The organism is Nocardia sp. MH4, from assembly GCF_019266065.1.
In the GTDB taxonomy this organism is placed as follows: Bacteria; Actinomycetota; Actinomycetes; order Mycobacteriales; family Mycobacteriaceae; genus Nocardia; species Nocardia canadensis.
Map to the genome: position 1 here is coordinate 79,012 of NZ_LPNR01000099.1, position 23,357 is coordinate 102,368.

29 protein-coding genes are annotated in these 23,357 nt (G+C 70.5%); 8 read left to right on the top strand and 21 right to left on the bottom strand.

The annotated features are described in order from the left end of the window. Positions 1-3 precede the first annotated feature (3 nt). From ATM97_RS15170 to ATM97_RS15190, 5 genes are read right to left on the bottom strand one after another with little or no spacing between them, the layout of a single operon-like run. Entirely contained in the window at positions 4-633 is a 630-nt protein-coding gene (locus tag ATM97_RS15170; RefSeq protein ID WP_218718659.1) for an ABC transporter ATP-binding protein, read from the bottom strand. Continuing rightward, a complete protein-coding gene (locus tag ATM97_RS15175) occupies positions 627-1,607 on the bottom strand; it encodes an ATP-binding cassette domain-containing protein (RefSeq protein WP_218718660.1) in 981 nt (326 codons plus the stop codon). Before ATM97_RS15175 ends, ATM97_RS15170 begins: the two co-directional genes overlap by 7 nt. Then, positions 1,604-2,428 carry an ABC transporter permease gene (locus ATM97_RS15180; RefSeq protein WP_218718661.1) on the bottom strand — a complete coding sequence of 275 codons (825 nt, stop codon included), beginning with the start codon at positions 2,426-2,428 and terminating at the stop codon, positions 1,604-1,606. Before ATM97_RS15180 ends, ATM97_RS15175 begins: the two co-directional genes overlap by 4 nt. Next, positions 2,421-3,452 (bottom strand): ABC transporter permease, encoded by a 1,032-nt coding sequence (locus ATM97_RS15185; protein ID WP_374104863.1) that lies wholly within the window; start codon positions 3,450-3,452, stop codon positions 2,421-2,423. The genes ATM97_RS15180 and ATM97_RS15185 overlap by 8 nt, the downstream gene beginning before the upstream one ends. Then, positions 3,410-5,014 (bottom strand): ABC transporter substrate-binding protein, encoded by a 1,605-nt coding sequence (locus ATM97_RS15190; RefSeq protein WP_218718662.1) that lies wholly within the window; start codon positions 5,012-5,014, stop codon positions 3,410-3,412. The genes ATM97_RS15185 and ATM97_RS15190 overlap by 43 nt, the downstream gene beginning before the upstream one ends. A gap of 82 nt (positions 5,015-5,096) precedes the next feature. Here ATM97_RS15190 and ATM97_RS15195 point away from each other — a divergent pair, with 82 nt between their 5' ends. Further along, complete coding sequence (locus ATM97_RS15195) at positions 5,097-5,432, top strand: helix-turn-helix transcriptional regulator (protein WP_218718663.1); 336 nt, start codon at positions 5,097-5,099, stop codon at positions 5,430-5,432. A 12-nt stretch (positions 5,433-5,444) separates the two neighbouring features. Here the strand turns inward: ATM97_RS15195 and ATM97_RS15200 are convergent, their stop codons facing one another. The 5 genes from ATM97_RS15200 to ATM97_RS15220 all read right to left on the bottom strand — a co-directional run bounded on the left by ATM97_RS15200 (position 5,445) and on the right by ATM97_RS15220 (position 9,398). Then, the gene (locus ATM97_RS15200; RefSeq protein WP_218718664.1) at positions 5,445-5,894 is read right to left on the bottom strand and encodes a hypothetical protein; all 450 of its coding nucleotides are present in this window, start codon (positions 5,892-5,894) and stop codon (positions 5,445-5,447) included. 95 nt (positions 5,895-5,989) lie between these two features. Continuing rightward, on the bottom strand, positions 5,990-6,436 hold the full coding sequence (locus ATM97_RS15205; RefSeq protein ID WP_308248487.1) for a MarR family winged helix-turn-helix transcriptional regulator: 447 nt from the start codon (positions 6,434-6,436) through the stop codon (positions 5,990-5,992). Between the two features lie 62 nt (positions 6,437-6,498). Then, positions 6,499-7,869 (bottom strand): aldehyde dehydrogenase family protein, encoded by a 1,371-nt coding sequence (locus ATM97_RS15210; RefSeq protein ID WP_218718665.1) that lies wholly within the window; start codon positions 7,867-7,869, stop codon positions 6,499-6,501. Then, positions 7,869-8,951 carry an AMP-binding protein gene (locus ATM97_RS15215; protein WP_218718666.1) on the bottom strand — a complete coding sequence of 361 codons (1,083 nt, stop codon included), beginning with the start codon at positions 8,949-8,951 and terminating at the stop codon, positions 7,869-7,871. The genes ATM97_RS15210 and ATM97_RS15215 overlap by 1 nt, the downstream gene beginning before the upstream one ends. A gap of 129 nt (positions 8,952-9,080) precedes the next feature. Next, the gene (locus ATM97_RS15220) at positions 9,081-9,398 is read right to left on the bottom strand and encodes a hypothetical protein (protein ID WP_218718667.1); all 318 of its coding nucleotides are present in this window, start codon (positions 9,396-9,398) and stop codon (positions 9,081-9,083) included. 196 nt (positions 9,399-9,594) lie between these two features. Here ATM97_RS15220 and ATM97_RS15225 point away from each other — a divergent pair, with 196 nt between their 5' ends. Continuing rightward, positions 9,595-10,464, top strand: a complete 870-nt coding sequence (locus ATM97_RS15225; RefSeq protein ID WP_218718668.1) for an Ig-like domain-containing protein — start codon at positions 9,595-9,597, stop codon at positions 10,462-10,464. A 28-nt stretch (positions 10,465-10,492) separates the two neighbouring features. Here ATM97_RS15225 and rsgA read toward each other — a convergent pair whose 3' ends face one another. Together rsgA and aroA are read right to left on the bottom strand one after the other, a co-directional pair. After that, positions 10,493-11,374 carry a ribosome small subunit-dependent GTPase A gene (gene rsgA, locus ATM97_RS15230; RefSeq protein ID WP_218718669.1) on the bottom strand — a complete coding sequence of 294 codons (882 nt, stop codon included), beginning with the start codon at positions 11,372-11,374 and terminating at the stop codon, positions 10,493-10,495. Between the two features lie 116 nt (positions 11,375-11,490). Further along, the gene (gene aroA, locus ATM97_RS15235; protein WP_218718670.1) at positions 11,491-12,801 is read right to left on the bottom strand and encodes a 3-phosphoshikimate 1-carboxyvinyltransferase; all 1,311 of its coding nucleotides are present in this window, start codon (positions 12,799-12,801) and stop codon (positions 11,491-11,493) included. Between the two features lie 84 nt (positions 12,802-12,885). On the opposite strand from aroA, the gene ATM97_RS15240 reads away from it, so the two are divergent. After that, positions 12,886-13,668 (top strand): SOS response-associated peptidase, encoded by a 783-nt coding sequence (locus ATM97_RS15240; RefSeq protein WP_218718671.1) that lies wholly within the window; start codon positions 12,886-12,888, stop codon positions 13,666-13,668. Between the two features lie 60 nt (positions 13,669-13,728). Here the strand turns inward: ATM97_RS15240 and ATM97_RS15245 are convergent, their stop codons facing one another. Together ATM97_RS15245 and ybaK are read right to left on the bottom strand one after the other, a co-directional pair. Then, positions 13,729-14,040 (bottom strand): hypothetical protein, encoded by a 312-nt coding sequence (locus ATM97_RS15245; protein WP_218718672.1) that lies wholly within the window; start codon positions 14,038-14,040, stop codon positions 13,729-13,731. Between the two features lie 98 nt (positions 14,041-14,138). Beyond that, entirely contained in the window at positions 14,139-14,630 is a 492-nt protein-coding gene (gene ybaK, locus ATM97_RS15250) for a Cys-tRNA(Pro) deacylase (RefSeq protein ID WP_218718673.1), read from the bottom strand. Between the two features lie 78 nt (positions 14,631-14,708). On the opposite strand from ybaK, the gene ATM97_RS15255 reads away from it, so the two are divergent. Then, positions 14,709-15,506, top strand: coding sequence for a sigma-70 family RNA polymerase sigma factor (locus ATM97_RS15255; RefSeq protein WP_316576358.1), 798 nt, complete (start codon positions 14,709-14,711; stop codon positions 15,504-15,506). A gap of 11 nt (positions 15,507-15,517) precedes the next feature. Then, a complete protein-coding gene (gene rsrA, locus ATM97_RS15260) occupies positions 15,518-15,781 on the top strand; it encodes a mycothiol system anti-sigma-R factor (RefSeq protein WP_218718691.1) in 264 nt (87 codons plus the stop codon). A 67-nt stretch (positions 15,782-15,848) separates the two neighbouring features. On the opposite strand, the gene ATM97_RS35005 is transcribed toward rsrA, so the two are convergent. Next, positions 15,849-15,923, bottom strand: coding sequence for a 50S ribosomal protein bL37 (locus ATM97_RS35005; protein ID WP_110293457.1), 75 nt, complete (start codon positions 15,921-15,923; stop codon positions 15,849-15,851). Between the two features lie 146 nt (positions 15,924-16,069). On the opposite strand from ATM97_RS35005, the gene ATM97_RS15265 reads away from it, so the two are divergent. Beyond that, positions 16,070-16,285, top strand: a complete 216-nt coding sequence (locus ATM97_RS15265) for a biotin/lipoyl-binding carrier protein (RefSeq protein WP_189026708.1) — start codon at positions 16,070-16,072, stop codon at positions 16,283-16,285. A gap of 31 nt (positions 16,286-16,316) precedes the next feature. Continuing rightward, positions 16,317-17,831 carry a sensor histidine kinase gene (locus ATM97_RS15270; protein WP_218718674.1) on the top strand — a complete coding sequence of 505 codons (1,515 nt, stop codon included), beginning with the start codon at positions 16,317-16,319 and terminating at the stop codon, positions 17,829-17,831. A 112-nt stretch (positions 17,832-17,943) separates the two neighbouring features. Here the strand turns inward: ATM97_RS15270 and ATM97_RS15275 are convergent, their stop codons facing one another. Together ATM97_RS15275 and ATM97_RS15280 are read right to left on the bottom strand one after the other, a co-directional pair. Next, a complete protein-coding gene (locus ATM97_RS15275) occupies positions 17,944-18,198 on the bottom strand; it encodes a WhiB family transcriptional regulator (protein ID WP_022567051.1) in 255 nt (84 codons plus the stop codon). Positions 18,199-18,450: 252 nt separating this feature from the next. Beyond that, positions 18,451-19,395, bottom strand: coding sequence for a diacylglycerol kinase family protein (locus tag ATM97_RS15280; RefSeq protein ID WP_218718675.1), 945 nt, complete (start codon positions 19,393-19,395; stop codon positions 18,451-18,453). 93 nt (positions 19,396-19,488) lie between these two features. On the opposite strand from ATM97_RS15280, the gene ATM97_RS15285 reads away from it, so the two are divergent. Beyond that, positions 19,489-19,944, top strand: a complete 456-nt coding sequence (locus ATM97_RS15285) for a hypothetical protein (protein WP_308248489.1) — start codon at positions 19,489-19,491, stop codon at positions 19,942-19,944. On the opposite strand, the gene ATM97_RS15290 is transcribed toward ATM97_RS15285, so the two are convergent. Genes ATM97_RS15290 through ATM97_RS15305 form a run of 4 tightly spaced genes read right to left on the bottom strand, consistent with a single transcriptional unit; the run spans position 19,945 to position 23,000 of the window. After that, on the bottom strand, positions 19,945-20,622 hold the full coding sequence (locus tag ATM97_RS15290) for an endonuclease V (protein ID WP_218718676.1): 678 nt from the start codon (positions 20,620-20,622) through the stop codon (positions 19,945-19,947). 3 nt (positions 20,623-20,625) lie between these two features. After that, positions 20,626-21,111, bottom strand: coding sequence for a GNAT family N-acetyltransferase (locus ATM97_RS15295; RefSeq protein WP_218718677.1), 486 nt, complete (start codon positions 21,109-21,111; stop codon positions 20,626-20,628). Beyond that, entirely contained in the window at positions 21,108-21,725 is a 618-nt protein-coding gene (locus tag ATM97_RS15300) for an acid phosphatase (RefSeq protein WP_218718678.1), read from the bottom strand. Before ATM97_RS15300 ends, ATM97_RS15295 begins: the two co-directional genes overlap by 4 nt. 36 nt (positions 21,726-21,761) lie before the next feature. Beyond that, positions 21,762-23,000 carry a hypothetical protein gene (locus tag ATM97_RS15305; protein WP_218718679.1) on the bottom strand — a complete coding sequence of 413 codons (1,239 nt, stop codon included), beginning with the start codon at positions 22,998-23,000 and terminating at the stop codon, positions 21,762-21,764. Between the last annotated feature and the right edge of the window lie 357 nt (positions 23,001-23,357).

Here is a 23,357-nt window from a genome sequence, read left to right on the forward strand (position 1 = left end):
GCGTCAGCGTGTGGTCAGGGTGCCGTTCTCGACGGCGGTGACGCGGGTGCAGGTGGCGTCGAGGAGCGGACGGTCGTGGCTGATCAGGAGCACGCCGAGGGTGTCGGCGGCTTTCGTCATGATCAGCCGGATGATCGTGGCGGTGGTGGCGGCGTCGAGCATGGCGGTGGCCTCGTCGAGGACGAGGTAGCGGGGGCGCTGGGTGAGCGCCCTGGCGACGCAGGCGCGTTGGAGCTGACCGTCGCTGAGGGCGTGCGGGCGGCGATCGAGCAGGTCGGGGGTGAGGCCGACCGCGGCGGCGACCGCGGTGAGGTCGGGCGCGGAGGCGCGGCGGATCGTGGCCGGTTCGGCGATGATCTGGGCCAGGGTGAAGTGGGGATTGGTGGCGGCGCGCGGTGATTGGAAGACCATCGCGATCGCCCCGCGCCGCGCGTGTGGCGGCTCGCCGTCGACGGTGACCGTGCCCGCGCGCGGCGGGAGCAGTCCGGCCAGGGTCTTGGCCAGGGTGGTCTTGCCCGAGCCCGAATCGCCGGTGATCCCGACGATCTCGCCCGGCGCGACCCGTAGGTCGACCCCGCGGACCACGGGCTCCTCGGCTCGGTAGCCCACGGTGAGGGCGTCGGCGATCAGCATCGGGACCTCGGTCGGCGGATCATGCGCTCGCCCTCGCGAACCAGCGCGGTGGGCCCGCCCGCGTAGGGGCAGGTCTCGGACAGGTTGGTCAGCGCGAGCGGCGGATGCGGCAGGGGGCGCAACCCGCGTTCGGGCAGGGCCGCGAGCAGATCGCCGGTGTAGTCGTGCCACGGATCGTCGAGAACCTCCCGCCCGGGGCCGACCTCCATCAGGCGCGAGGCGTACATGATCGCGACGGTGTCGGCGATGCCCGCGCGCAGCAGATGCCCCAGATCGTGGGTGATGAGCAGGACCGCGGCGCCCTGATCAGCGCACTCGCGCAGCAACTGGCCGATCTGGTCGGTGCGCGCCCGGTCCAGTCCGGCGGTCGGTTCGTCGGCCACGATGACCTCCGGATCGCCGGCCAGAGCCGCCGCCACCGCCGCCCGCTGGGCCATCCCGCCCGAGAGTTCGTGCGGGTACAGCGACAGCGCCGAGGACTCGAGCCCGGCGCGCTCGACCAAGGCGGCGGGGGTGTGGTCGGTGCCCAGCGCGGCGATCGCCTCGGCGAGCTGGGAACCGATCGTGCGCACCGGCGTGAAGTGCGTCCCCGGCGACTGCGGGATCAGGGCGATGTGGCGTCCACGGTAGGAGTGCTCGCGGCGGCGAGGGCGTCGCAAGGCCCGGTGGGCCGGGGTCGCGGCGCCGAGTCCGGCGCGTGGCGGGCGGGCTCCGGTTCGCGGGTTCTCCTCGTCGAGCAGGTCGACGGTCCGGTCACCCAGATCCAGGCGCACCGCCCCGTCCGTGCGCGCCGTCGGCGGCAGCACGCCGACCACAGCGGCGGCGACGATCGACTTACCGCAGCCGGACTCGCCTGCCAGCGCGGTCACCGTTCCCGACGCCACCTCCAGCGACACCTCGGTGGCCGCGTGCACGACATCCTTGCCGCGCAGGGGAATCCGCACGGTGAGCGCGTCGATCGACAGTCCGGTCACCGGGGCATCCTCGCGGGTTTCGGCGGGAGCAGTACCCCGCGCAGTGCCGAGCCGGCGATGGCGACGGCGACCGTGGTCAGCACCAGGAAGCCGGCGGGGAAGACCAGCGTCCACCACCCGCCGAGCAGCAGGGAGGTGCGCGCTTCCTCGAGCAAGGTGCCGAGGCTCGGTTCGTGCGGCGGCAGTCCGAATCCGAGGAACGACAGCGTCGACTCGTGCCAGATCGCGTGCGGCAGCAGCAGGACCACCGCGATCAGTGCCTGCGGGGCGACCGCGGGCAGCAGATGCCGGGTGAGCAGATGGGTCCGTCCGGCTCCGGCGAGCACCGCCGCCGCCACGTACTCGCGTTCGCGCAGACTCAGGCTCTCCGCGCGCACGATCCGCGCGACCTGCACCCAGTGCGTGAGTCCGATCGACAGCACCACCGCCGCCGCGTTCCCGCGGAACAGCGCCACGATGACGATCCCCAGCAGCAGGTGCGGCAGCGCGTTCGCGGTGTCGGCCAGCCGCATCACCGCCCGATCGATCCGCCCGCCCGCCAGCGCCGAGACCGCGCCGACGCCGACCCCGATCACCGTCGACACCGCCGCCGCGCACGCCGCGACCACCAGCGAGGTACGCAGTGCCGCCGCGATCCGGACGAACAGCGGCCTGCCCGCCGCGTCGGTGCCGAACCACGCCCGCGCCGACGGCGCCTGGCGGGCGGCGGCGAAATCGGTGAGCCGGTCGTCGACACCGGCCACCCACGGCACCAGCACCGCGTACAGCACCACGGCGGCCAGCACGGCCAGCGCGAGGAACAGTCGCCGCCGCTCAGCCATCGGCCCGCACCCGCGGATCGAGCACGACCACGGCGATGTCGGCCAGCAGCGAACCGAGCATGACCGCGCAGGTGGTGCCGACGGTGAGGATCGCCAGCAGGGCCATGTCCAGGTCCTTCGCCGACTGCACGAACGCCCCGGCGACGCCGGGCCAGGAGAAGATCTCCTCGACCAGCACCGCGCCGACCACGACCTCCGGCAGCCGCACACCCAGGATGGTCACGAACGGGGCCAGCGAGGTCGGCAGGATATGCCTGCGGGTGATCGTCGTGGCGTCGATGCCGCGCGTGGCCGCGCCGACCACGAAATCCTCACTCCGGTTGCCCGACACCGACTCCCGCACGGCCAGCAACAGCCAGGGCACCTGCGACAGCGCCAGCGCGGACGCGGGCAGCACGAGATGCCGTGCCACCTGGGCGAATCCGGGGTCGGCGCCCGCGTCGGTCAGCCCGGCCGGTGGCAGCCAGCCGAGGCCGACCGCGAACACCGCGATCGCCGCCAGCGACACCACGAACGGCGGCAGCCCCTGCAGGATCACACACGCGGCGGCGACCCCGCGGTCGACGAGCCCGCCGCGACGCATGCCCGCCCATACCCCCGCACCGAGCGCGACCACCACGGCCGCGGTCATCGCCACGATCACCAGCAGTACCGTCCACGGAATGCGCTGGGCCAGTAGCTCGCTCACCGGCTGGGCGAAACCGCGCGAGACGCCGAGGTCGCCGCCGAGCAGGTCGGTGACCCATCGCCAGTAGAGCTGATACCAGGGCGCGTCCACGCCGAGCTGGTCCGTGAGCAGGGTCTTGTCGGCGGCGCTGGTCGATTCGTAGCGCGCGCCGAGATAGCCGACCAGCGGATCGAACGGTGACACCGCCGCGGCCGCGAACAGCCCGGCCGACACCGCGACGAGCACCGGAATCAGCGCCACCAACCGCCGGCCCGCCATCGCGCCGATGCCGCGACCGCGCAACCGGCCGCGGGTCACGAGCGGGTCCAGGTCTGCAGCGACCACCACGGCCCCCAGGTGACGCCGTGGGTGTGCGGCTCCAGGATCGGGCCGGAGGTGGTCCAGGCCGAGTCCTTCACCACGTAGGTGTGATCCAGGTGCACCAGGAACACGTGACTCGGGTCCTGGCCGTAGCGGCTCTGCACATCCCGGTAGGCGGCCGCCCTGATCGCGGGATCGGTACTGCGCCTCGCCTGTTCGAGGAGCGCGTCGATCGCGGGGTCGCGGTGCCTGCTCGCGTTGTCGTACGGGCTGCTCGCGCCGGGGTCGGCCGCGGGCGAGTGCAGGGTGGCGTAGGCCTGGGTATCGGGGTCGTACGGTTCGCTGCCGCCGCCGAGCAGAATGCCCGCCGTGTCGATGCGCGGCTCGATGCGGTCCCAGGACAGCGCCTCCGGATCGACCTCGACGCCGACGCGCCTGGCGTCGGAGACGAAGGCCAGGGCCAGATCGCGGCGCAGGGTGTCGGTGGAGTTGTACATCACCGTGAACTTCGCGCGCACACCGTCTTTGGCGCGGATGCCGTCGGGGCCGACACGCCAGCCCGCCTCGTCCAGGATGCGCTCGGCGCGGGCCCGGTCGAACGCGAAGGTCACCGCGGGGTTGTGGGCATCGCCGTAGACCTCGGGCAGCGGGGTGTACGCGGGACGGCCGTGGCCGCCGAGGATGTTGTCGATCATGGCCTGGCGGTCCACCGCGTAGTTGAGGGCCAGGCGCACGGCGGGGTGGCCCGCGACCGGGTCGCCGGCGGGCATCGAGATGCCGCGCCAATCCGCGGACGTGTTGGCCCGCACCGACATCGACGCCCGGGCGCCGAACGTCTCGGCCAGCAGCGGCGGCAGCGTGGTGCCGTCGAGTTCGCCCGCGGCCATCCGCTGCGCGCGGGTGTTGTCGTCGGGGACGTAGAGCAGCGTCAGCCGTTTCACCGCCGGCGCGCCGCCCCAGTAGTCCTCGTTCGCCTCGAAGACCGCGCGGGTCGGTTCGAGGCCGACGAGCCGGTACGGGCCGGTGCCGATCGGCGCGGTGTTGAGCGTGGACGCGGTCGCGGGGCCGGGAGTGGCGACGGATTCGGCCGGGACGATGCCGATGAGCAGCTTGGTGGGGAACGCGGCGTAGGGGTGGCGCAGGGTGAACCGGACCGAGGCCGGATCGACGGCCTCCACCCGCTCGATCATCGAGAACGACGAGCGGGCCTCCGAGGCCGAGGCCGGGTCCAGGATCGCCCGATAGGTGGCGACCACGTCGGCGGCGTCGAAGGCGGAGCCGTCGCTGAAGCGCACGCCGGTGCGCAGGGGCGCGGTCCATACTGTGGCATCGGCGTTCGGGGTGGGCAGCGCGGTGGCCAGGGCCGGGGCGAATCCGGACAGCCCGGGACCGCCGGTCAGGCGCAGCAGGCCGTCGTACATCTTGGCCTCACCGGCCGCGCCGTATCCGGCCACCGGGTTGTATCCGCCCAGCTCATAGGCGTCGGCGAGGACGAGCGAGTCGGTCGACCCGCTCGTCGGCGCGCCACACGAGGACAGCGCCACGGCCAGCGCGCACGCGGCCCCCACAGCGAACAGCGACCGAGCGTGCAGCCTCATCCTCGTCCCAACTCATGTTTATCTGAACAGATGGACAGATAATAGCCGCGCTGTCCAGTCGAGGACTAAGCTGAGCGTCGCCATGGGAGAGCCACGCACACTGGAGGGATCGCCGGTCGAACTCGGTCGGCGCGCGATCGGTGACGTCGAGATCGCCGCCTGGGCCCAGCGATTCGACCTGCTCTCCGACCCGAACCGCCTGGAGATCCTGCTGTGCCTGCACCGCACTCCCGGCATCAGCGTGGGCGAACTGGCCGCCGCCATCGGCCGCACCGAGAACGCGATCTCCCAGGCCCTGCGCGTCCTGCGCCACGAAGGTTGCGTCACCTCCAGTCGCGAAGGCCGCACGGTCACCAACCGCTTGACCGACCCGATCATCCACGAGATCCTGCACGCCATCGGCGCCAAACACGCCTGATGGCGGCCGCTTTCAGGTCGCGGAGCCGGGGCGGACGATCATGAGGACGACCACGGCGGTCCAGAGCAGGTTGTAGATGCCGGCGAGCATGGACAGGGTGCGCAGCCGTTTGCCGTCGTCGGGGGTGTCGAGGGCCTGGCGCTGCAGTGGGTGGATCTGGACGGCGAGCAGGCCGCCGGCGATGGCGGTGGTGATCATCGCGATGGTGATCCAGATTTCGTTCATCCGGCCCTGGATCGTGGCCAGGACGATGCCGATCACGGGGACGACGATCGCGAGTTTGGCGTAGTTGCCGGTGATCCGGTGCAGGGCGACCGCGACCGACCGGCTGCGCACCGCCTCGGGATCGGGTCCGCCCGCCGTGACCGGGGCGTAGCGGGGGAACAGGCTGGTGGCGACCGCCGAGCCCCCGACGAAGACGATGCCCGCGACCACGTGCACGGACAGCAAGAGATGTTCCACCTGTCGACTCCCTCCGACCTTCAATGTGGCTGAAGCTTAGCTCGAGTTTCAACAACATTGAAGGTCGGTGGGGTCACGTCACGCGGGCAGACGGTTCAGGCTGTCGACGCGCCGGTGAACGCGGCGACGACGGCCGCGCCGACCCGCCGCTGGATCGGGTCGGCGTCGGGTCCGAACAGCTCGGTGTCGACCCGTGTCACCACCTTTCGCGCCTCGCCGAGCAGGCGCGTGCCCGCCTCGGTGAGCTCGATCGCCGACGCCGAGCCGGCGCGCGCGGTGCGGTCCTGCACCAGTCCGGCCGCGACCAGCGACTTCACCGCGGTGTGCACGCTCTGCACGCTCGTCCCCGACATCCGCGCCAGCTCGCTGAACGACGCGCCCGGCAACCCGTTGATGTGCCCGAGCAGCCCGAGCCTGGCCACCGTGAGATCCAGCGGCGCCAACCCGGCGCTCAGTGCGGCCTCGACCCGGCGCGACAGCGTGATCACCAGGATGGTCGGGCTCATCGCCGGTGGTCGGGGGCGCGGGTTCTCGGTGGTCACCCGGCCATTTTCTCGCATGCGCCCACGCCCGGCGGGGACAGGCCGGGCGCGGGCGCGCCGGATCAGACGCCGGAGCGGATCATGCCCTTGCAGCGCATGAGGAATTCGGCCAGGTAGCCGTCGTGCGGGACGCCGGGCCGCAGCCAGGTCGTCGGATGGTCACCGAGGTAGAGATTGGTGATGCTCGGCTCGTGCAGCAGCGCGTCGACCAGTTCGGCGCGCGTGGTCATCGCCGTCAGAACCAGCGTATCGCGCAGGGGCGCAATGCCGTCCGTGGGCTGCCACGGCCCGACCCAGACGCAGGGGAAGGCCAGTTCGACCCCGAGTTGGGGCGCGGTCGCGGAGTCGACCAGGTGCACGGCCGGGCGCAGGACCGCACCGCCGGAGGGAAGTTCGTCGACGATGGTGTCGCCGCCGAGCAGCGGCGTCGCCGTGCCCGCCACCTCGTGCAGGTACGCGTCGATCGCCGTCACCGTCGACACCGGCTGCACGGTGAGCAGGGCGTCGGGATGATCGGCGGGCAGGCTCGGGATGCGGGCCAGGCGCTCGGCCAGCGCCCGGGCCACCGGTTCCGGATCGCCCTCGACCAGCACCGCGGTGGTGCAGGTGCAGGCGGTACCACCCAGGTGACTCACCGAATCGGCGATCACGTCGATGTGCTCGCGCCAGTCGACGTCGGCGGTGATCAGGATCTTCGACCGGCCGGGGCCCTGGGTGAGCACCCGCGAGCTCGCGCCGTACTTGTCGACGACATCCTGACCGCCGTAGACGATCGCGTAGTCGGCCTCGGCGATGATCACGTCGGCGGCGGCGTAGTCGGTGGGCAGCAGAGTGATCGTCGCGGGTGGGAATCCCGCCATCCGCAGGGCGCTCACCAGCCGGAACGCGGTGAACGGCTCGCGCGCCGAGGGCCGGACGACGACCTTGTAGCCCAGCGCGAGCGCCTCCGGCCAGAGCCCGTGCACCGCGGGCGTATTGCCCGCCGCGTGCACCGCGAAGATGTCGCCCTTGCGGACCCACACGCCCGCGCCCTCGCGCGTGCGATCGTCGGACCATTCCGCGACCGCGCCCCGCGGCATGGCGAATGTCATTGTGTCGCTGGATGATCGCAGCACCTCGGCGACCCACTCGACCGATCGGCGCACCACCTGCTGGGGCACGCCGGACACGGTCGAGACGATCCGGACGTACTCCTCGGGATCGAGGCCGCCGATGGTGGCGGTGGTGAACAGCTCGGCGGCCTTGGCCATGAGCGCGAAGCGTTCGGCGGCCGGGACGGTGGGCGCGGCCCGCATCGCCGCCAGCGCGCGGCGCACGAACAGGGCCGGAACCTGGCCCAGCGTGCCGACTTCGGTGCCGTCGAGCGCGGTGATCGGCAGACGCTGCCGGGCGTGGTAGGAGCCGGCGGGACCGAGGGCGTCGATCTCGATCATCAGTAGACCCCCTCGATGACGGACTTGTCGGCGAAGGTCCGCACCGGCCGCACATCGGCGACGGCGCAGCCGAGCGCGCCCGGCGCGGGCGCGGCCCGCAGCGCGGTGTCGCGTTCCAGATTGTTCGGCAGCAGAGCGTATTTGGTGAGGTGGTTCATCACCACCTGACCGCGCTCACCCTCGGCGACATCGTCGCCGGTGGCCGGATCGACCACCCGGAACGCGATGTAGGGGCTCGGCGTATCGAACACGGCCAGCCCGTCCGCGCGCTCGATATCGCGCTCGCGCGACATGCCGAGAATGGTGGTGCTGCCGTAGAGGCCCTTGAGCGGGATGCCGGGAAAGACCTCCTGCCGCAGGATCTCCCGGGTGTCGGCATCCATGTGCGCGCCGCTCCAGCACAGGAACTTCACCTGCGCGCGCACCGCGTCGACCAGCTCCGGGCGCCGGGCCAGCCGCTCGAGCAGCGGCGGGGTCGCGATGAGGATGCCGACCGACTGGGTCGTGAGGATGGCGGCGGCCTGGTCGATCAGGTGCTCGGCGTAGCGGTCGGCGCCCTCGGTGTCGCCGGAGCCGATGAGCTGCTTGATCCAGCGCGGGTCCAGATCGACGGTGAACTTCACGCCGTGGTGTCTGCGGGCGCGCCGGGCGGCGAACTCCCCGAACATGTGTGGGCCGCTGGGGGCGATGGCCAGGGTGTTCGTCGTTCCCAGGTCGGCGTAGTGGTGCTCGTCCCAGGACAACGCGAACTCCATCCAGCGCTCGAACATCACGAACCGCTTGGGCGCCCCTGTCGTCCCGCCGCTCTCGTAGACCCCCGCGATCTCCCGGTCCGCGCCGCGCAACCCGCGCGGGATCAGCTCCTCCACCGCGACGTCGCGGAACTCGTCGATCACGTTGGGGAACAAGCGCAGATCGTCGAAGCCGCGCACGTCGGTCCGCGGATCGAAGTCGAGCTCCGCGGCCCGCCGTAACCAGTACGGACTCCCCGTGTCGGCACCGAAATGCCAGCTCATCAAGGCCCGGACGTAGTCGTCGGGATCGACGTCGACAGCGTCCAGATCGAGTATGTCGGAACACATGGCACGGCCTCCGAGGCTCGCAAAAATTGGGCGTTTTGCGAGGTTCATCGTTCCGCGCCGGAGGCCGCGCGAGCTCACAGCCGCGCCCACGTCGATCAGACGATAGGAACGTCCATGGTCCGCCGGTGGCTAGGCCGGTAAGGCGGGGATGGTGCGGGCGTGGGTGACCTCGGGGGTGACGGTGATGATGTCGCACGCGGCGAGCAGCCGGTGGGGCAGGTCGGAGCCCAGGTGGGTGAGGTCGGGGGTGACCACGGCGGCGGCCTCGGTGGTGGTCACCACGTCGAGCAGGCGACCGAGGGGATTGGTCGTGCGGTTGCTGAACACGACGGTCTTGGTGAAGCGGTAGCCGAGTCGCTCGGCTAGGGAACGGATCTGCGTTTCGTCCCAGGACTGGGCGACACCCGAGATGTCGCGGCGCAGATAACCGATCGCCGGTGGCTTCATGGGGGAGACGCTACCGGCGTCGGGGCCCGGTTGCCGGGAACGCGAACCAACGTGAGTCGAATTCGCAATCTGAATGAGACTCATTTCGGAATTCGATCCGCGTGGGTGTCACTGCGTGATCTACTGCTCGCCAGCTCGGGCGATTCGTCGCCTCGACGACGACGTCGAGGGCGCCCGGTGTACGTGGGAGACAACGATGGTGGACAGAAGAGTGCAGCGGGTGGCCGGTTCGATGGCCGCGTTCGCGGTGGCGGCCGGTTTCGCGGTGGCGGCGATGCCCGCGACGGCATCGGCGGCGCCGGGAACGATCACCTGGAACGACGGGAACAGCAAGTTCACCCGGACGGTGTCCAACACCAACCCGGTCGTCGGCGACACCGTGACCGTGACGACGAAGTTCGAGCGCACCGGCATCCCGGTGGAATACATCTACAACATCAAGGACCTGCACCCGGCCTGCCTGACCCCGGTCCCGGGTTCGGCCAAGATGGGCGGTGACCAGGTCCAGCTCGACACCTCGTCCTCGGACTGGGTGCGCGCCGAATTCGGTATCACCAAGTACCCGGTGTACCCGAACATCGAACCGAAGTCGCAGACCTTCGAGGTGCAGTACAAGGTGGGCGTCAACTGCGCCCGTGACACCCCGCTGCCGACCTCCATGCACTACGGCGGCTCGCTCGGCGACGGCACCTACCAGGGCAAGGGCCCGAACATCACGGTCTCCAGCGACGCCGTGTCGAGCACCGTGCTCACCGAGGTGACCGGCGCGCAGGTCGGCAAGGCCGTCACCCTGGAGGCCACCGTGTCACCGGCGGCGGCCGGCGGCACCGTCCAGTTCAAGGCGGGCGACAACGTCCTGGGTGACATCCCGGTCGCCGCCAACGGCAAGGCCACGATCGTGTGGACGCCGGGTGCCGCGGGTGCCTACACCATCGGCGCGACGTTCTCCGGCCGCAGCGGCGTGGCCAGCTCGTCGACCACCAAGGTGGTCACCGTGGCCGACGTACCGACCGATCCCGGCCCGGGTGACGGCGGCGGCACCGGCACCGGATCCTTCGGGTTCTGACGCGCCGGCCCCGGCACGGAATCGGTTGCTACCAGGTCTCGTTCGAGATCAGCGCGGTCAGCAGCTGACGAATCGCGGCGACCCGCCGTTCCGTGCCGGGGAGCTGGTCCAGCGCGCACTCCGGGTCCGCGGGCGGACCCAGGTGGGTGCAGCCGCGCGGGCAGTCCTCGATGGCGTCGGCGAGGTCGGTGAACGAGGCGATCACGTCGTCGGGCGTGATGTGGGCCAGACCGAACGACCGCACGCCGGGGGTGTCGATCACCCAGCCGCCCTCGGGCAGCGGCAGCGCCACCGACTGGGTGGAGGTGTGCTTGCCCTTGCCCACCCCGGACACCTCGCCCACGGCCCGATAGGCATCGGGCACAAGGCGATTCACCATCGTCGACTTACCGACCCCGGAGTGCCCGATCAGCGCGGTGAGCCGGTCGTCGAGCAGCTCGAGCACCGGCTCCATCGGATCGTCGATCCCGGCGTAGAGGATCTTCAGGTCCAAACCCTCGAACGCGGCGGCGAATTCGGACTCCGCCACCAGATCGCGCTTGGTGAGCACCAGGATCGGTTCCAGCCCACCGGCGTAGGCGGCCACCATGGCCCGCTCGACGAAACCGGTGCGCGGCGGCGGATCGGCCAGCGCGACCACGATGAACAACTGCTCGGCATTGGCCACGACGATCCGCTCGAACGGATCGGTGTCGTCGGCGGTGCGCCGCAGCACCGTGCTGCGTTCGGCGACCCGCACGATGCGGGCGAGGGTGTCCGGCTTGCCGGTGAGATCGCCGACGACGTCGACCTGGTCGCCGACCACGATCGGCGTGCGGCCCAGTTCCCTGGCCCGCATGGCGACGATGCGCCGGTCGGCATCACCGTCGAGCACACATCCCCAGCGGCCGCGGTCCACCGCGACCACCATGGCGGCCTCGGCGTCGTTGTGCCGCGGGCGCGTCTTGGTGCGCGGACGCGAGGCCTTGCCCGGGCGGACCCGGACATCGGATTCGTCGTAGCTGGCTGCGGAGCGGCCTTGGCGGCTCAGCGCGCCGCTCCCTCACCCGATAGCGCGGGGTCGAGCATCTGCTCCCACAGGGTGACGAAGGTCGGCAGCGTCTTGGCCGTGGTGCCGATGTCCTCGATCTCCACGCCGGGCACCCGCAGACCGAGAATCGCGCCCGCGGTGGCCATCCGGTGATCGGCGTAGGAGTGCCACTGCCCGCCGTGCAGCGGGGCGGGCACGATCTCGAGGCCGTCCTCGGTCTCGGTGACATTGCCGCCGAGCCGGTTGATCTCGGTCGACAGGGCCGCGAGCCGGTCGGTCTCGTGGCCGCGCAGGTGCGCGATGCCGCGCAGGTACGAGGGCGAGTCGGCCAGGGCGGCCAGCGCCGCGACGGTGGGGGTGAGTTCGCCGACGTCGTGCAGGTCGATATCGATGCCGGCCAGGCGACCGGGGCCGCGCACGGTGAGCACGCCGTCGAAGATGCGCGCCTCGGCGCCCATCCGGACCAGGATCTCGCGGATCACGTCACCGGGCTGGGTGGTGCCGCGCGGCCACATCGGGACGCTCACCTCGCCGCCGGTGACCGCGGCCGCGGCCAGGAACGGGGTGGCGTTGGACAGATCGGGCTCGATCTCCCAGTCCACCGCGCGGATCGGGCCCGGCTCCACGGTCCAGGTCTGCGCGCTGCGCGAATCGGTCGGGGTGTGCACGGTCACGTCGGCGCGGCGCAGCATCTCCACCGTCATCTCGATGTGCGGCATGGACGGCAGCTGCTTGCCGTCGTGGTGGACGGTGATGCCCTCGTCGAACCGGGCCGCCGAGAGCAGCAGGCCGGAGACGAACTGCGAGGAACCCGACGCGTCGATGGTGACCGCGCCGCCGCGCAGGCTGCCGGTGCCGTGGACGACGAACGGCAGCGCGTCGCCGTCGACATCGAGGCCGAGCTTGCGCAGCGCGTCGAGGATGGTGGTCAGCGGGCGGGACTTGGCCTGCTCGTCGCCGAAGAAGGCCACGTCGCCGGTCGCCAGCGCGGCGGCGGGCGGCAGGAAGCGCATGATGGTGCCGGCCAGGCCGCAGTCGACGGCGGCGCTGCGCAGCGGCGCCGGGGTGACCTCGAGCGTCTCGGCGTCACCGAGGATCTCGGTGCCCAGGCTCTGCAGTGCCTTGATCATCAGGTCGGTGTCGCGGCTGCGCAGCGCACCCGTGAGGGTGGACGGCCCATCGGCCAGTGCGGCCAGGATGAGCGCGCGATTGGTGATGGATTTCGAACCGGGCAGGGTCACGGTCGCGTGGACGGGGACCTCGATATGGGGCGCTGGCCAGAAACTCACCCGCCCATCTTCGCGCATGTGCGGTCCGGACACACGGGTGGTGTGGAATTCGGTGTGGTCGCGTCGCCGTCGCGTGTCGGACTCCGGTGAGACGATGGCCGTATGTGCGGACGATATGCGACGACCACGAATCCGGGTCGGCTGGCGGCCGAACTCGACGCGATCGACGAGACCGACCTCGACGCGGACCAGCAGGAATCGACGGTCAGCTACAACGTGGCCCCGACCAGCCAGGTGCTCACCGTGGTCGAACGCCACGAGCACGACGCCCCCGAGGACGACCCGAAGCTGCGGGTGCGGCGCATGCGCTGGGGCCTGATCCCGTCCTGGACCAAGGCGGGCGAGCCCGGCAAGCCGGCCAAGGGCAAGCCGCTGTTCAACGCCCGCGCCGACAAGGCGGTCACCGCGCCGTCGTTCCGCGAGGCCGCCAAGCACAAGCGCTGCCTGGTGCCGATGGACGGCTGGTACGAGTGGCTGGTCGAATCGGACCCGGCCGCGCAGGGCAAGGCCGTCAAGCGGCCGTATTACATGGCGCACGCGGACGGGTCACGGCTGTACATGGCCGGCCTGTGGTCGGTGTGGCGTGATCGGGAGGTGCCCGACGCCGCTCCGCTGCTGTCGTGCACGATCCTGACCACCGACGCGATCGGCGACCTGGCGAAGATTCATGACCGGATGCCGCTGCCGATGCCGCGCGAGCACTGGGACGCCTGGCTCGACCCCGACCATCCCGCGCCCGCCGAGCTGCTCGCCGGCGCTTCGCCCGCCGAGGTGTCGGCGATCGTGGCGCGGCCGGTGTCGACCCTGGTCAACAGCGTGCGCAACAACGGACCGGAGTTGCTCGCCCCCGCCGACCCGGTCGTCGGCGAAGCCGGACTGTTCTAGCCGGTCACCCGAAACGAACGGGCCGGATCAGCGCGCTGATCCGGCCCGTCCAGGGACTACTCAGAGCTTGCACGGCACCGCGTCGGTGGCGATGTTCAAGCCACACTTCAGGATTCCGGTGGCCAGATCGATCAGCTCGCTGGCGACCCCGCCGCCGAGTTTCTCCGCCTTCTCGGCCTTTTCGTCCTTCTCGGGCGCGGCTTGTGGCGAGTTCTTGGAGGTGCCGGGACCGTTGAGCGGGTAGTCGCTCGGATCGGTCGGCGCGGTCGGGGCGACCGGCGGGATCGCGGTGACGGGCGGGGCGAAGGCGACAGCGCCGAAGGTCAGGACAAGAGCACCGGACAGGGTGGCGATCGTCGAACGAGCGGACATTTCTCGCATCACATCCTCGGGTCGAATCGGTCGTACCGGGCGCGGACTGCGTCGCAGTGAATTCGGAACCAGACCCCGATCGGATGGCTGTGCGCTGCTCAGGCCGTGATCGGGGCCGTGACGGCCGCCGCCGCGCGGACCAGATCGGCCGGCGCCAGCTCGATCTCCAGGCCCCGTTTGCCCGCGCTGCACAGCACCCGGTCCCAGTCCAGGGCCGAGGCATCGACGACGGTCGGCAGCTTCTTGCGCTGGCCCAGCGGGGAGACGCCGCCCAGGACGTAGCCGGTGGTGCGCTCGGCCCTGGTCTTGTCGGCCATGCTCGCCTTCGGCGCGCCCAGCGCCGCGGCGGCCGCCTTCAGCGACAGCTTGGCGGGCACCGGCAGCACCGCGACGGCCAGCGCCCCGGTGGACAGCTCGATCACCAGCGTCTTGAAGATCTGCGCGGCCTCGACACCCAGTTCCGCGCCGAGCGCGTCGACCGCCTCGTCACCGAAGGACTCCGCCCGTGGATCGTGCGCGTAGGCGTGCACCCGGTGGGCGATGCCCGCACCGGTGAGAATCTTGATCGCGGGAGTCGACGCGGCTGCCATGAGCGTCACCCTAATCACGCGGGTGCCCCGCTCGGCAACCACATTTCCGTCCGTCCGGGAACACCGATGCGGGGGTGCATGTTGCACCCAAGTGACAAGCCCACCCGCCGCCGAACTCGCGAAGGAGAGATAGTGACACTGCTGCTCGAGGAGCGTCCCGTCTCGCCGCAGGGTGCGCGATTGCCCTTCGATTCCGTGGTGCCGGTAGATTCGGCTACTACGGCGATCGAAGGGATTGGTGTGACGAGCGACGACGACGTGGTGCCTGCGGAGGCGTCCGGCTCAGAAGTCGACGAAGCCGAGCTGGCTGCGCGGTTCGAGCGCGATGCGCTCCCGATGCTGGACCAGCTCTACGGCGCCGCCCTGCGCATGACCAGGAACCCGGCCGACGCCGAGGATCTGGTGCAGGAGACGTATGTGAAGGCGTTCCAGGGGTTCAAGTCCTTCAAGGAGGGCACGAATCTGCGGGCCTGGCTGTACCGCATCCTGACCAACACCTACATCAACTCCTATCGCAAGAAGCAGCGCCAGCCCGCGCAGTACCCGACCGACGAGATCACCGACTGGCAGCTCGCGGCTACCGCCGAGCACTCCTCGACGGGCCTGCGCTCGGCCGAGGTGGAGGCGCTCGACGCGCTGCCCGACGACGAGATCAAGGCCGCGCTGCAGCAGCTGCCGGAGGAGTTCCGGATGGCGGTGTATTACGCCGACGTCGAGGGCTTCCCGTATAAGGAAATCGCCGACATCATGGGTACCCCGATCGGTACCGTGATGTCCCGGCTGCACCGCGGCCGCAAGCAACTCAAGGGTTTGCTCGCCGATGTGGCGCGCGAACGTGGATTCGACCGTGGGGAACGCCAGGAGGTAACGAAGTGAGCGACCCCGACATGGAGATGGACTGCACTGCCGTACTCGCGGACGTGTGGCTCATGCTCGACGGCGAATGCGATCAGGCCACCCGGGACCGGCTCCAGGAGCACATGGACCATTGCAGTCCGTGCATCGAGGCCTACGGCATCGAGGAGAAGATCAAGGGCCTGCTCAGCCGCAAGTGCGGGGGTGAGCACGCGCCGGAGGGCCTGCGCGACCGGCTGAAGCTGGAGATCCACCGGTCGATCACGGTCACCAGGATCGAGACCACCGAGGGCTGAGCGCCCTGGTCAGGACACAGAAAAGGGGCACCCGACGGGTGCCCCTTTTCCGTACTCCGAGCGCAGCTCAGGAGTTGGGCCGCTTGCCGTGGTTGGCTGCGTTGCCCTTGCGGCTGCGCTTCTTACGTCCACGCTTACCCATAGGTTGCTCCCTTCTCTGGGTCCTCCCCGCCGGAGCGCGGAGCACGATCTGATCGAGAGCCATTGTTTCATGTGTGATTGGCTGTAGCTTCGGCGGATACGGCCATCGCGCATCGCGGTGGCCGAACGACTAGTGAACGGGGTGCCATGCCTGAAGAAGTGCGCGCGGAGATGGTCTCGACCGTGCTCGCTGTCGAGGTCGCGGTGGGCGAGCACGTGCGGGTCGACCAGACCCTGGTGCTGCTCGAATCCATGAAGATGGAGATCCCGGTGCTCACCGAGGTCGAGGGTGACGTCACCTCGATCGATGTGGCGCCCGGACAGGTCCTCCAGGCGGGCGACCTGATCGCCACCATCGCCTGACCCGCACCAGGAAGCGAAGCGTAGATCCACCGTGGCAACTCTGAGCGAGCTCCTGGCCGAGCACACCGACCTCCCCGGCACCGCCGTGGACCATCTGCAGCGGGTGGTGGGTGACTGGCAGTTGCTCGCCGACCTCTCGTTCTCGGATCTGCTGCTGTGGGTCGGCGCCGGGCCCGTCGCCGAGGGTGCCGACGTCGTGTGCGTCGCCCAGATCCGCCCGACGACCGCGCCGACGGTCCACCTGGACGACAAGGTGAGCACCACGGCCTCGCGCACCGACTTCCCGCAGGTCTTCGACGCCCTGCTGACCGGGGAGACGGCGCGGACCGACACCGAGGTCGAGGTCAGTGAGGTCTATCACCCGAGCCCGGTGCACGCGGTCCGTGAGGCCATCCCGGTGCGCTGCGGTGACGATGTGATCGCGGTGCTCAGTCGCGACTCCGACCTGGCGCGTTCCCGGGTGCGCAGCACCCTCGAGACGGCCTACGTCTCCTGTGCCGACGACCTGTGCCAGATGATCGCCGACGGCAGCTTCCCGACGCCGGAGGATCGCGCGGCGACCCACTCGAGCCCGCGGGCCGGCGACGGCTTCATCCGGCTCGACACCGAGGGCATCGTCGTCTACGCCAGCCCGAACGCGCTCTCGGCCTACCACCGGATGGGCATGCAGGCCGATCTGGTCGGCCAGGATCTCGCGGTGACCACCCGCTCGCTGATCACCGACCCGTTCGACGCGCAGGAAGTGGTGGCCGACATCCAGGCCGCGCTGGCCGGGCGCACCGGCCGCCGGATGGAGGTCGAGGCGCGTGGGGCGACGGTGTTGCTGCGCACCTTGGTGCTGCGGCCGGGCGGCGAACTGGCCGGGCCCGCTGTGCTCGTGCGCGACGTCACCGAGGTGAAGCGGCGTGACCGCGCGCTGCTCAGCAAGGACGCGACCATCCGCGAGATCCACCACCGGGTGAAGAACAATCTGCAGACCGTGGCCGCGCTGCTGCGGCTGCAGGCGCGCCGCACCGAGAATCCGGAAGCCCAAGTGGCGCTGACGGAGTCGGTGCGCCGGGTGACCAGCATCGCCTCGGTGCACGAGATGCTGTCGATGTCGGTGGACGAAGAGGTCGACCTCGACGAGGTCGTCGACCGGCTGCTGCCGATCATGGCGGACGTGGCCACGGTGCACACCGCGCGGATCAAGGTCCGCCGGGCGGGCTCGCTCGGGGTGTTCTCCGCCGAGCGCGCGACCCCGCTGGTCATGGTGCTGACCGAACTGGTGCAGAACGCGATCGAGCACGCCTTCGACGCGGGGCAGAACGGTACCGTGACGATTCGGTCGGAACGGTCGGCCCGCTGGCTCGATGTGATCATCAGCGACGACGGCCGTGGGCTGCCCGCGGGGTTCAGTCTGGAGGGGTCCGACCGCCTCGGCCTGCAGATCGTGCGGACCCTGGTGACCTCCGAACTCGGCGGTTCGATCGGTCTGCATCCCGGTGCCGATGTGGGCACCGATGCGGTGTTGCGGGTCCCGCTGGGCCGCCGCTCCGGACGCTGAGAAATCCGAAAACCGCTGGAGGGCAACAATAAACCCGGCACCGCGAGGTGCCGGGTTCTCAACATGCGTTACCGGGCCGGGCTGAATGGCCCGGCAACGCCTCCTTCGTCGACTAGACGGAGGTACGCGTACGGGTGCGCGCGTTGCGCCGCTTGAGCGCGCGACGCTCGTCTTCGCTCATTCCACCCCACACGCCGGCATCCTGTCCGGACTTCAGGGCCCACGACAGGCAATCGGCAGTGACGGGGCAGCGGGCGCAGACCAGCTTGGCATCGGCAATCTGCGCGAGCGCAGGACCACTGTTACCCACCGGGAAGAACAGCTCGGGGTCCTCGTCGCGACAGATGGCCTTGTGGCGCCAGTCCATTCCTCTGCTCCTTTGCGCGGGCGCCACAAAGGGCACCTCTGGTTAGTGGATCGTTCACTTGTGCGACTCGAATGTTTCCGCACGGTTGCTTGTGAATGCTTTCACGAACACCGTAGATGTCAATAGGTGTCCGGCGCACCGTGGGGGAGATCACGCTCTCAGGGCCCCGCAGGGGGAACCCGCCCGGTCCTTTGTACTCGCGTCTCCTGGTTTTCGCAGCGCAACCGGGAGATTTTTCCGCGTGTCCGGAGTTCAGGACGGCTTGGGAGCCACCACATCGAGGATGCCGGGCACCGATGTGAAATGCACCATCTTGCGTTTTCCGATGAAGTCGCCATCGATTTGCAGGCCGATCTCGTCGGGCGTCTCGATGTGCACCGACGGCACATCGTCCACCCGGAAAAGGCTGTCCGACTTGGGGTTTCCATTCTCGGCCAGCAACTGCCTGGCAAGCAGCAGGGTGCGGGTCACGCTCATCGAACGAACCGCGAACACGCCCAGTCCGGATTCGAAGGTCGTCCCCGGATTCGTGCGAATCGGACGGTCCTCGAGATAGGTCCACGGACTCGAATTCGTGACGAAGGCGTAATACACCTCATCGATCGGATCGTGTCCCGGGACCTCGACGGTGACGCGCGGATCCTCGCGCCGAGCGCGGAAGAACTGGCGCACGGTGGTCCGCAGATAGCGCGCGGGCGTGGCCTTGCGGCCCTTCGCCCTGGCGACGTCGATCGCCTCGCACACATCGGCGTCCAGACCTACGCCGGCGCTGAACGTGAACCACCGATCGTCGGCCAGCCCGAGCCCGATCCGGCGGTCGGCGTCGCGGGCGAGCAGATCGATGAGCTGGTTGGTTGCTGTGACCGGATCGGGGGAGATGCCGAGGGCGCGGGCGAAGACGTTGGCCGAGCCGCCGGGGATGATGCCGAGCCGCGGTCGCCAGACCTGATCGTCGCCCACCTGGGGCACCGGCAGGAAGCCGTTGATGGTCTCGTTGACCGTCCCATCGCCACCGTGGACGACGATCAGGTCCATCTCTTGCGTGGATGCCCACTGGGCGAGTTCGGCCGCGTGGCCGCGATGCTGGGTGTGCGCAACGGTCAGCTGCGTCCGGCTCTCCAGGGCATGGGCGAGCAGATCCCGGGTCGCCGGGGTGGTCGAGGTGGCATTCGGGTTGACGATGAGCAGCGTCCGCACGATGTCGAGCGTAATGGGAGACCGTGAACACCCGGCGCGCGCCGGGCTGCCACGACAGCTCGTCGTAGGCTGGGGCACGTGGCGGAGCACGACGTGACAGACGGTGGCGAACAGCGCGACGACGAACCGGTGCCGACCGGCATCCCGAGCTCGATCCGGGTCGCGGGCGCGCTGGTGACGCTGGAGGGCCTGGCCGGTGTCGGGACCGCGGTCGTGCTGGTGGTGCGCGCGCTGACCGGCCACGACCAGTCGGTGGCCAGCGGCATCGGCACCGCGATGTGGTTCGGAGTGCTCTTCGGCGGCGTGCTCGCCGCCGGCATCGCCCTGCTGCGCGGCAAGCGCTGGGGCCGCGCGATCGCGGTCATCGCCCAGGTGCTGTTGCTGCCGGTGGCGTGGTCGCTGTTGACCGACTCGCACCAGCCGCTGTGGGGCAGCCTGCTGGCGATCATCGCGCTCGGCGGGCTCGCGGCGCTGTTCGCGCCGGCGTCGAGCCGGTTCATGGCCCAGGACTACGGCGAACTGCCCGATACCGAGCACAAGGGCGCGTAGTCAGGCTGTCGCCGCGCGCAGCGCCGCCCGGCACAGGTGGTCGGCGCGGCGGGTGGTCTCGGGTTGCCGGAAGCCCCGGGTGAGGGCGAGCACCTGCGCGCAGGCGGTGTCGAGGTCGATGAGGTGGCCGACCGAGACGAACAGCGGCTTCACCTCGTCGCGGGTGCGCAGCGCGCGCCCCACCACCTCGCCGTCGATGGTGACGTCGGTGGCGTCGCCGCGGCGCGGACCGGGCTCGGCGTAATCGCCCCAGACCGATTTGGCGACACCGATGGTCGGAATTCCGGCCAGCAACCCGACGTGGCAGGCCAGTCCGAAGCGGCGCGGATGCGCGCGGCCCTGGGCATCGCAGACGAGCAGATCCGGTGTGCCGGTGAGCTTTTCCAACGCCGCGACGGTGGCCGGGAGTTCCCGGAAAGCGAGCAGTCCCGGCACATAGGGAAAGGTCGAAATTCCGTGTGCCACTGCCGATTCCACCGGCTCCAGGGTGGCGATATCGAGAATTACCGCCGCCGTCGCGACGGTGCCGTCCGCGGCGTAGGCCGAATCAATTCCCGCCGCCGTCGAGAATTGCGGCGGCGCCGGATTCTCCGCGCGCACGAGCGGGCGCAGTTCGTCCTGGAGCGCGATCGCCTCGGCGGGCGTGCGCGGCCACTCGCGCGGCGCGTCGATCCGCACGGATCAGCCCGCGGTCGCGGCCAGCGCCAACAATTCGTCGCCCGCGAGCCGGTAGCCGATCCACTCGTCCTGCGGTGCGGCGCCGAGGGATTCGTAGAACGCGATCGACGGCGTGTTCCAGGTGAGCACCGACCACGACACCCGGCTGTAGCCGTGCGCGACCGCCTCGGCCGCCAGCGCCGCGACCAGCGCGCGACCGAGCCCCGTGCCGCGGGCCGCCGGCCGCACGTACAGATCCTCCAGGTAGATGCCGTGCACCCCGTCCCAGGTGGAGTAGTTCAGGAACCATATCGCGCACCCCACCACGACCCCGTCGTACTCGGCCACATGAGCGAACAGCGCGGGCGCCGCCCCGAACAGCGCCGCGTCCAGTTGCTCGACGGTGAGCGTGCACTCCGCGGGCGCCTTCTCGTACTCGGCCAGCTCGTGCACCAGCTCCACCAGCACAGGCACATCGGCGGGCGTGGCGCGGCGGACCAGAGCGCTCATCGGGCGGCTCCCTCGATCGGTTCGGTGCGGGTGGTGAGGTTGTGGCCCCAGACGGTGTGGGCGTCGTGGTCGTAGCCGAGTTCGGTGATCGCGCCGGTGGACATGGCGAAGCGGCGGCCCTCGGTGACGGCGAACTCGGCCCAGCGGGCGATCAGGACGCGGGAGAAGTGGCCGTGGCCGACCAGTACGACATCGCGGTCGGCCAGGATCGGTTCGACCCGGGCCAGGATCCGGTCGGCCCGGGCGCCCACCTGCTCGGCGTTCTCGCCGCCGGGGACGGGGGCGGTCCATACCGTCCAGCCGGGCACGGTCTCGCGGATCTGGACGGTGGTCAGGCCCTCATAGTCGCCGTAGTCCCACTCGGCGAGGTCGTCGTCGATCGCGGCGTGGGTCAGCCCGGCCAGTTCGGCGGTCTGCCTGGCGCGCAGGCGGGGGCTGGTGAAGACCAGCGGATCGCGCAGGTCGAGTGATTTCAGCACCAGTCCGGCCGAGCGCGCCTGGGCTTCACCGAGCGGGGTCAGCGGCAGATCGGTGTGGCTGGTGTGCCGTCGCTGACTGGACCAGGTGGTTTCACCGTGGCGCAGCAGGACCAACCGGGCGTCGGGAGTGGACATGGGTCCATCATGGCAGGCGCCGTCGCGGCGGCATCCTCAGCCGAGGGCGTAGAGCTGGCCGCCGCGGCGTTCGAAGACCGTCGTGCCAAGGACCGCGGTGGAGATGGTGTCGCCCTGGTAGTCGGTGCGTTGCAGCGGGATCCGGGCGACGGTCTCGCCGGTGGCGGTGTCCACCGCGATCAGTCCGTCGGCCACCGGCACCAGCAGTCTGCCCGCCATCAGCGCGGGCGTGCCGAGCGCGTCGCGGACCGTCCAGACCGGCTGTAAGGTGTTCGCGCTCAACGCGATCAGGCTGTCGCCGGTGAAGACGTAGATCGCCGAACCGAGCCGGGTCACGGTGTTCGTGCGCGGGTTCCACGGCGCGGCCAGCTGATGCACCGCGATCTCGTTGCCGGTGCCGTCGTGCACGGCGATCCGGGCGGGCAGGCCGAGACCGGTCGCCGTCGCCGGGGTGGCCGGGTAGTAGACGGCGGTCTTGTTGTCCGACACCGCGAGCACGCGCAGTTCGGGGGAGTCCGCGCCGGGCGCGGTGAGCACCCGCGAGCCGTACTCCTCGGGGTTGGTCGATTCCTTCGGCGCCGGGTTGAGGACGGTCAGCCGGGCGGTCATGTCGGCGGGGCAGCGCTCCAGCACCGACAGCCGCGCGGAACTCGACGCGGCGGAGGTCAGCGCGCACCCGCTGCGCGGCTGGGTGTTCGGGTTCACCGGGGCGTCTACGTAGCCGAATTCGAGGGTGCGTACCAGGTCCGACCGCCACATCTCCAGCCGGTCGGGGCCGAGAGCGAGCAGATAGGTGCCGTCGCCGGTGACCCGGATGTCGTCGTCCATGTAGCTGCTGCGCGCGACCTTGCGCGCGCCGGTGTCGGACTCGAGCATCGCGGTCTGGCTGCAGCCGCGCTGATCGCGGTAGGTGGCGATGACGGTGCCGAACTGGGATTCCACCGCGCACAGCGGCATGTCGCGGCGATACCACCACAGCTGCTCGCCGGTGACCGGGTCGCGGCCGCTCACGGTGCCGTCGTCGCCGGTCACCACCACATTGCCGGAGGTCAGGGCTCGGCGGCCGGCGGTATCGGCCGCGTGCCACACCTCGCCGAGCGTCGCGGGTAGTTGCGTCGCCGCGGTCACCGTCGGCGCGGGCGAGGCCGCGGTGACCGAATCGGTCCCGGTGGCGTCGGCTCGCGCCCACACCACGATCGCCGCCACCACAAGGATGACGGCGATCGCCGCTGCGGCAAAGATATCGGCGCGCGTCCGCCGCTCGGGTGCGAGCACACAGGCGAGTGTATTTGGCGCGCCGTGGCACCCGGACCCGCGGCCCCTGGTGGCCCGCCCGCGCGCGCGGCGCTGTCGTCCGCGCGCGGACGCCTGACCAGGACCGGCGGGTTCGCGGGCTGTCCCCCGCGCCCGAGGTGGGGCAGCGGGCGCTCGGCGTGGCGCCTTCGTCGTCGGAGACCTGTCACCCGGCGAGGTCGACCAGCTGGCCGCTGTCGTCAGGCGCCGAGGTCAGCGGGCTGTCGGGCGTCGGGCCGACCGGGGTGGCAGAGGCGACCGCCCCCGGCCCGAGGCGGGCAGGGGGCGGTCGGTGGATGGTTCCGCGTCAGGCGTCGACGGTCACCGGGCTGTCGGCCG